7 protein-coding genes are annotated in these 6,000 nt (G+C 74.5%); 5 read left to right on the plus strand and 2 right to left on the minus strand.

What is annotated here, in order from left to right; translation table 11 throughout:
• The first annotated feature begins 79 nt into the window (after positions 1-79).
• Entirely contained in the window at positions 80-1,633 is a 1,554-nt protein-coding gene (locus ACIQCJ_RS20180) for an ATP-dependent DNA ligase (protein WP_391052304.1), read from the plus strand.
• Between the two features lie 138 nt (positions 1,634-1,771).
• Here the strand turns inward: ACIQCJ_RS20180 and ACIQCJ_RS20185 are convergent, their stop codons facing one another.
• Positions 1,772-2,149, minus strand: coding sequence for a hypothetical protein (locus tag ACIQCJ_RS20185; protein WP_402712096.1), 378 nt, complete (start codon positions 2,147-2,149; stop codon positions 1,772-1,774).
• Between the two features lie 126 nt (positions 2,150-2,275).
• Between ACIQCJ_RS20185 and ACIQCJ_RS20190 the strand changes: the two genes are divergently transcribed.
• Together ACIQCJ_RS20190 and ACIQCJ_RS20195 are read left to right on the plus strand one after the other, a co-directional pair.
• Positions 2,276-2,710 carry a YchJ family metal-binding protein gene (locus ACIQCJ_RS20190; RefSeq protein WP_355350289.1) on the plus strand — a complete coding sequence of 145 codons (435 nt, stop codon included), beginning with the start codon at positions 2,276-2,278 and terminating at the stop codon, positions 2,708-2,710.
• Positions 2,671-3,333 (plus strand): hypothetical protein, encoded by a 663-nt coding sequence (locus ACIQCJ_RS20195; protein WP_402712097.1) that lies wholly within the window; start codon positions 2,671-2,673, stop codon positions 3,331-3,333. Before ACIQCJ_RS20190 ends, ACIQCJ_RS20195 begins: the two co-directional genes overlap by 40 nt.
• 8 nt (positions 3,334-3,341) lie before the next feature.
• On the opposite strand, the gene ACIQCJ_RS20200 is transcribed toward ACIQCJ_RS20195, so the two are convergent.
• On the minus strand, positions 3,342-4,601 hold the full coding sequence (locus ACIQCJ_RS20200; RefSeq protein WP_402712098.1) for an MFS transporter: 1,260 nt from the start codon (positions 4,599-4,601) through the stop codon (positions 3,342-3,344).
• 434 nt (positions 4,602-5,035) lie between these two features.
• On the opposite strand from ACIQCJ_RS20200, the gene ACIQCJ_RS20205 reads away from it, so the two are divergent.
• Both ACIQCJ_RS20205 and ACIQCJ_RS20210 read left to right on the plus strand, forming a co-directional pair.
• Positions 5,036-5,206, plus strand: coding sequence for a hypothetical protein (locus tag ACIQCJ_RS20205; protein WP_355350281.1), 171 nt, complete (start codon positions 5,036-5,038; stop codon positions 5,204-5,206).
• A gap of 397 nt (positions 5,207-5,603) precedes the next feature.
• Entirely contained in the window at positions 5,604-5,852 is a 249-nt protein-coding gene (locus tag ACIQCJ_RS20210; protein WP_355350278.1) for a DUF5133 domain-containing protein, read from the plus strand.
• Positions 5,853-6,000 lie beyond the last annotated feature (148 nt).

The raw sequence follows: 6,000 nt of genomic DNA on the forward strand, positions 1-6,000 counted from the left end.
GGCACACGTCGGGCATGCGTCGGGCATACGTCCGGCACACGCCGGGCGTTCCCGCCCGGTTCGCCGCAGGATGGAGAACATGCTGTTCGCCGAGGTCGCCCGTGTCTCGTACGAGGTCGCGCACACATCAGCGCGGACCCGCAAGACGGCGCTGCTGGCCGAGTTCTTCCGCGCCATGGAGCCCGAGGACGTGCCGGTCGCCATCGCGTATCTGGCCGGACGCCTGCCGCAGGGGCGGCTCGGCGTCGGCTGGGCGGCTCTGCGGGACCGCGCCGAGCCCGCCGCGGAGCCGACGCTGACCGTACGGGCGGTGGACGAGGCGCTGACGGCCGTCGGCGCGGTCGCGGGCGCCGGGTCGCAGGGCCGGCGGCGGGACCTGCTCCAGGGCCTGCTGGGCGCGGCGACCGAGCGGGAGCAGGAGTTCCTGGTCGGGCTGCTCACCGGCGAGGTCAGGCAGGGCGCGCTGGACGCCGCGGCGGCGGAGGGCCTGGCCGCCGCGACCGGCGCGCCGCCCGCCGACGTACGCCGCGCGGTGATGCTCGCGGGCGCCCTCGAACCGGTCGCGCGGGCCCTGCTGGCGCGGGGCCCCGACGCGCTCACCGAATTCGCCCTCGCGGTCGGCCGGCCGCTGCTGCCGATGCTGGCGTCCTCCGCCAAATCGGTCGCCGAGGCGGTCGCCAAGGCGGGGCCCTGCGCGATCGAGGAGAAGATCGACGGCATCCGTGTCCAGGTGCACCGCGACGGCGAGTCGGTCCGGATCTTCACCCGCACGCTGGACGACATCACCGAGCGCCTGCCGGAGGTCGTCGCGGCCGTCCGCGCGCTGGGCGCGGACCGTTTGGTCCTGGACGGCGAGGTGCTGGCGCTCGGCCCGGACGGGCGGCCCCGGCCATTCCAGGAGACCGCGGGCCGTGTCGGCTCCCGCGTCGACGTGTCGGCGGCGGCCCGCGCCCTGCCGCTGACGGCGGTCTTCTTCGACGTGCTCGCCGTCGGCGACCGGGACGCCACCGAGGACCTGCTCGACCGCGGCTACGACGAGCGGCACGCGGTGCTGGCCGGGCTCCTCCCCGAGGAGCTGCGGGTCCGGCGGACCGTCGTGTCGGACGCGGCGGACGAGGCGGAGCTGCGGGCCGCCGAGGACTTCTGGCGGGCCACGCTGGACCGCGGGCACGAGGGCGTGATGGTCAAGGCCGCCGACAGCGGCTACGCGGCCGGTCGGCGCGGCGCGTCCTGGATCAAGGTCAAGCCGGTGCACACCCTCGACCTGGTGGTGCTGGCCGTCGAGTGGGGCCACGGCCGCCGCACGGGAAAGCTCTCCAACCTCCATCTGGGCGCGCGCGACGGCGACGGCTTCGCCATGCTCGGCAAGACCTTCAAGGGCCTGACGGACGCGCTGCTCGACTGGCAGACCGAGCGGCTGCTCGCCCTGGCGGTCGGCCCCACCGACGGATACGTGGTCACCGTGCGCCCCGAACTGGTCGTCGAGATCGCCTACGACGGCCTCCAGACCTCGACCCGCTACCCGGCGGGCGTCACCCTGCGCTTCGCCCGCGTCGTGCGCTACCGCGAGGACAAGACGGCGGCCGAGGCCGACACGCTGGAGGCGGTACGGGCGGCGCACGGCGGGACGTGACGCGGACGGACGGCGGGACGTGACGCGGACGGACGGCGTACGGCCGGACCTGCCGCGGACCGCCGGGCGGCGCGCGCCCTCCCGGTCAGGCGGCGCCCCGTCCCGGGCAGTCGGTCACGCGGTCACGCGGTCACGCGGTCACGCGGCGCCGTGGTTCTCCAGCCGGAAGCGCGCCTCCTGCTCCTGGTCGCCCGCCGCGGTGCCGACCACCCGGACGGTGAACGCCTCGGCCAGGCTCTCCCGCAGCCGGTCCACCGCGCGGTAGCCGCCCTGGGCCGTGACCGTCAGCGGCTCGCCGAGCCGCGCGGGTCCCGGCACCCCGAGGGTGCGGGACACGTCGAAGGTGGCACTCCAGACCATCGGCCGCCCGTCCGCGGAGTCCTGCGGGATGTCGTCGGGCTCGCGGTCCGAGGCGAAGCTGGTGTTCAGAGCGTCGAGAACGGTCTGCGCGTCCTCCTTCGCGCAACCGTCGAAGGTGACCGCTACCTGGGCTGACTCGTCTTGCGCCGTACTCACGGGGATTCCTTTCGGAGGAGGATGGTGGCGCGCGCACCCGATTTGCGCCACGGTCAGCACTTTTCCGCTGCGGGGCGGGCAAAACCCACGACTCCCGCGAATGGCGGCGTCCGCCACAATCAGAGGATGCCCCGACGTCAGAACCGCCGCCCGGCGGCCACCCGGCTCTCCCCTACGGCTCCCTGCCCGTGCGGACGGCCCGCCGCGTACGACGACTGCTGCGGCGCCCTCCACCAGGGACGGTCCGCCGCCACGACCGCGGAGCAGCTCATGCGGTCGCGGTACGCCGCCTTCGCCGTACGCGACGCCGCCTATCTGCTGCGTACGTGGCACTCCGGCACCCGGCCGCCGGGCCTGCGCTTCGACGGGGACGTGCGGTGGACCGGCCTCGACATCCTCGGTTCGACCGGCGGCACCGCCTTCCACACCGAGGGCACCGTCGAATTCCGCGCCCGCTTCCTGGCCGACGGCCAACCGGGTGACCAGTACGAGAACAGCCGCTTCGGCCGCGAGGACGGTGCGTGGGTGTACGTCGACGCGCTGCCCGAGCGCAGCGGATGACGGCCCTCGACCCGGCCGTACGCGCGGCCCTGGCGCGCGAGCTGCTGGACGCGCTGGCGGCGTACTGCCCCGGCTCCCGGACCCGGCTGCGCGGCTCGCTGGCCTCGGGCACCGCCGACGCCTACAGCGACATCGACCTCGAATGGACCGTGCCGGGCGACCGCTTCGCCCACTGCGTCGACACCGCCGCCGTGGCGTTGGGCCGCGTCCGGCCGCTGGCCTCGCTCCGCGTCGACCCGGAGTCGGCCGCCGCCATGGGCGAGCGGCTGCTCTTCGCCGCCTTCCGCGGTCTTCCGCTCTTCTGGCGCCTGGACCTGTCCGTCCGCGCGGAGCCGGCCGGGTCGGCCACCGTGCCCGCGGCGCCCGCCACCGCCTGGTCCCCGGCCGCCAGCGCCCTGGCCAACGCCGTGGCCACCGTCAAGATGCTGCGCCGCGGCCGTCCCGATGTCGCCCGCGGCCTGCTCACCCGCGGCTTCGCGCGCGTCGGCGCGCCCGACCACCTCACCGACGGCGCCCTCGCCGACGTCCTGCGGCTGACGGCCGCCGCCGTCGCGTACGACCCGTCGCAGGCCGGTCTGGCCGCCGCCGTGTCGGCGCTCGCCGAGGAGCGGCCGCGCCCCTGAAAGCGCTCCTAGGCCACCGGGCGGCGGGCGTCGTAGGCGACGAAGCCGCGCTGGAAGAGGCCGATCAGCGCGATGGCCGAGATGCACGCCAGGCCGCCGCCGACGACGGCGACGGTGGGCGTGAACAGGTCGGAGACGGAACCCGCGAGGAAGTCGCCGAGGCGGGGGCCGCCGACCACCACGACGAGGAAGACGCCCTGGAGGCGCCCGCGCATGTCGTCGGGGGCGGCGGATTGCAGCATGGTGTTGCGGAAGACCATCGAGACGGTGTCGGCGCAGCCCGCGAAGGCCAGGAAGAGCAGGCCCAGCCAGAGGTTGCGGGTGAGGCCGAAGACGGCGACGGCCGCGCCCCAGGAGCCGACGGCGAGCAGCACGGCGAAGCCCTGGCGGTGGACCCGGCCGAGCCAGCCGGAGAAGACGCTGCCGAGGAGCGCGCCGACGGCGGGGGCGGCGGCGAGCAGGCCGACGGTGCGGGTGTCGCCGCCGAACCAGAGCCCGGCGACGGCGGGGAACAGCACGCGGGGCTGGGCGAGCACCATGGCGGCGAGGTCGGAGACGAAGGTGGTGCGCAGGTTGGGCCGGGCGGCGAGGTAGCGCAGGCCCTCGATGACCGACGGGCGGCGGCGGGCCGCGCCGTCCCCTTCGCCGGGGAGCATCGCGGGCAGCCGCCACATCGCGTAGAGGGAGGCGCTGAAGGCGGCGACGTCGACGGTGTACGCGGCCTGGTAGCCCCAGGCGCCGACGAGGACGGCGCCGAGCATGGGTCCTGCCATCTGGCCGACCCCGCCCGCGAGCGAGGCCAGCGCGTTGGCGGCGGGCAGCCGCTCGGGCGGCAGCAGGCGCGGGATCATCGAGGAGCGGGCGGGCGAGTTCATCGCGAAGCAGACCGCCTGGAGCGCGACGACGGCGTAGAGCAGTGCCACGGACCTGAGATGGCCGAAAGCCGCCGCGGCCAGCACGCCGGAGCAGACGGTGGAGCCGGCGGCCGTGATCAGGCCGAGCTTGCGCCGGTCGACCGCGTCGGCGACGGCGCCGCCGTACAGGCCGAAGACGATCAGCGGGACGAGCGAGAAGAGGCCGACCAGGCCGACGTAGAAGCTGGAGCCGGTGATCGCGTAGACCTGGAGCGAGACGGCCATCGCGGTCATCTGCTGGCCGATGTACGACACGGTGTTGCCGAACCACAGGCGGCGGAAGTCCGGGTGCTCGCGCAGCGGGCTCACATCGGCCAGCAACCGGCGGCGGGGCTTGGCCGACGGCGCGGACATCTCCGGCTTTCCGGATATTTCAGGCGCGCGTGACCCGGTTGGCGCAGGCTCCTCGTCTCGGTCCTCTTCGCTGTTGAGCACGAGGAACCGTAGCAACCATGCGCCGCACGGCAGCGGCCAGGGCCGGTTTCGCACGCGCGCACGGCACTTCGCCACTGTGCGTAGCGCGCCGGAAACCGGCTGGTGACGGAGGACGGGCAGGCTTACGCTGTGCGGGACGAACCGGTCTCAGGGGATGTACCGAACCCCGGGGCCCGTCCCGGAACGAGTCGCCCACCTCGGCCGCGCTCCGGTCCTCCCCTTCGCCCCCGGGCGTGGGGGGCCCAAGGCGCCACCGCGTCCGTACCGCCCGAAGAGCCATCCCACCGGGCGCCGGGCGCGGTCGGACGGCCGCGTCGGGTGTCGCCGGTCCACGCGACGCAAAGGAGTGCGCGGTGTCACCTGATCAACTGAAGCGCAATGAGTCGGCCGAACGAGGCGGCGACGGTGCCTCGCTCCTGGCCGAGGAACGCCCCCTGGACACCTGGTCCCGGTGCGCGCCGATCCGCCTCGCCGGTTACGAGGACGATCTGACGGAGACCCACATCCTGCGCGGCATCGACTAGAAGGCCGCCCGGACGACACCGCGTCCGACAAGCAGTCAGCTGTCGACCTGTCACCGCGTCATGTCGTGGCGACAGGTCGACTCGTCGGTAGGTCGGTACGTCGACACCCGGTGTTCGACAACCGGCCGCTCGGGGCCCGCGCGAGCGGCATTCCCACGGCACGGCGGCGAAGACGAGTCGAACATCACGTTCACCGGCCCCCGTTGTGGACATGAGTGTCATGTACCGTGAAGGGACTACTACTTCGCACCCCTCGACCCCTATCCGGGGCCTGCGCAAAGACGCGACGAAGAAGAGGGTGCGGCCCGGCAGGCAATTTTTTTCGCCGCTCTCACGCATGGAACAGCGTGGGCCGGGCAGGCGCGTCCCGACTTCGCCGACATCGAGGAGTACGACGATGCTGATGGCCCACCCGACCGTCCTTCGGAACCTGGTGGAACGCTACGAGACGCTGACCGCTGAGGTCGAGACGGCGAAGTCCGTCGACCCGCGCGTGCGGCAGCAGCTCCAGGACACGGCGTACACGCTGTGCGTGTCGACCGGCACCCGGGAGATCGCCCCGGCGCTGGCCGCCGCCCGCGTGCACATGGAGCGCCACCTGTTCATGGACGAGGACGACGAGACCGAGGACGCTTCGGCGGCCTGAAGCCGGACCCCACGACAGACGTCACAGCGGCGGGGGGGGCGCCCCCGGGGGGGCCGGGGGGGGCGGGGGGGGGGGGGGGGGGGGCGGCCGCCCCGGCGGGGGGGGGGGGGGGCGGGGGGGGGGGTCGGGGCAGTCGGGGGGGGGGCGC

The sequence above is a fragment of the Streptomyces sp. NPDC093221 genome (genome assembly GCF_044753885.1).
GTDB lineage: Bacteria > Actinomycetota > Actinomycetes > Streptomycetales > Streptomycetaceae > Actinacidiphila.

Coding starts and splice junctions, on each gene's coding strand:
- ACIQCJ_RS20180 (WP_391052304.1), top strand. CDS start 80: ATGCTGTTCGCCGAGGTCGCCCGTGTCTCGTACGAGGTCGCGCACACA.
- ACIQCJ_RS20190 (WP_355350289.1), top strand. CDS start 2,276: ATGCCCCGACGTCAGAACCGCCGCCCGGCGGCCACCCGGCTCTCCCCT.
- ACIQCJ_RS20200 (WP_402712098.1), bottom strand. CDS start 4,601: ATGTCCGCGCCGTCGGCCAAGCCCCGCCGCCGGTTGCTGGCCGATGTG.
- ACIQCJ_RS20210 (WP_355350278.1), top strand. CDS start 5,604: ATGCTGATGGCCCACCCGACCGTCCTTCGGAACCTGGTGGAACGCTAC.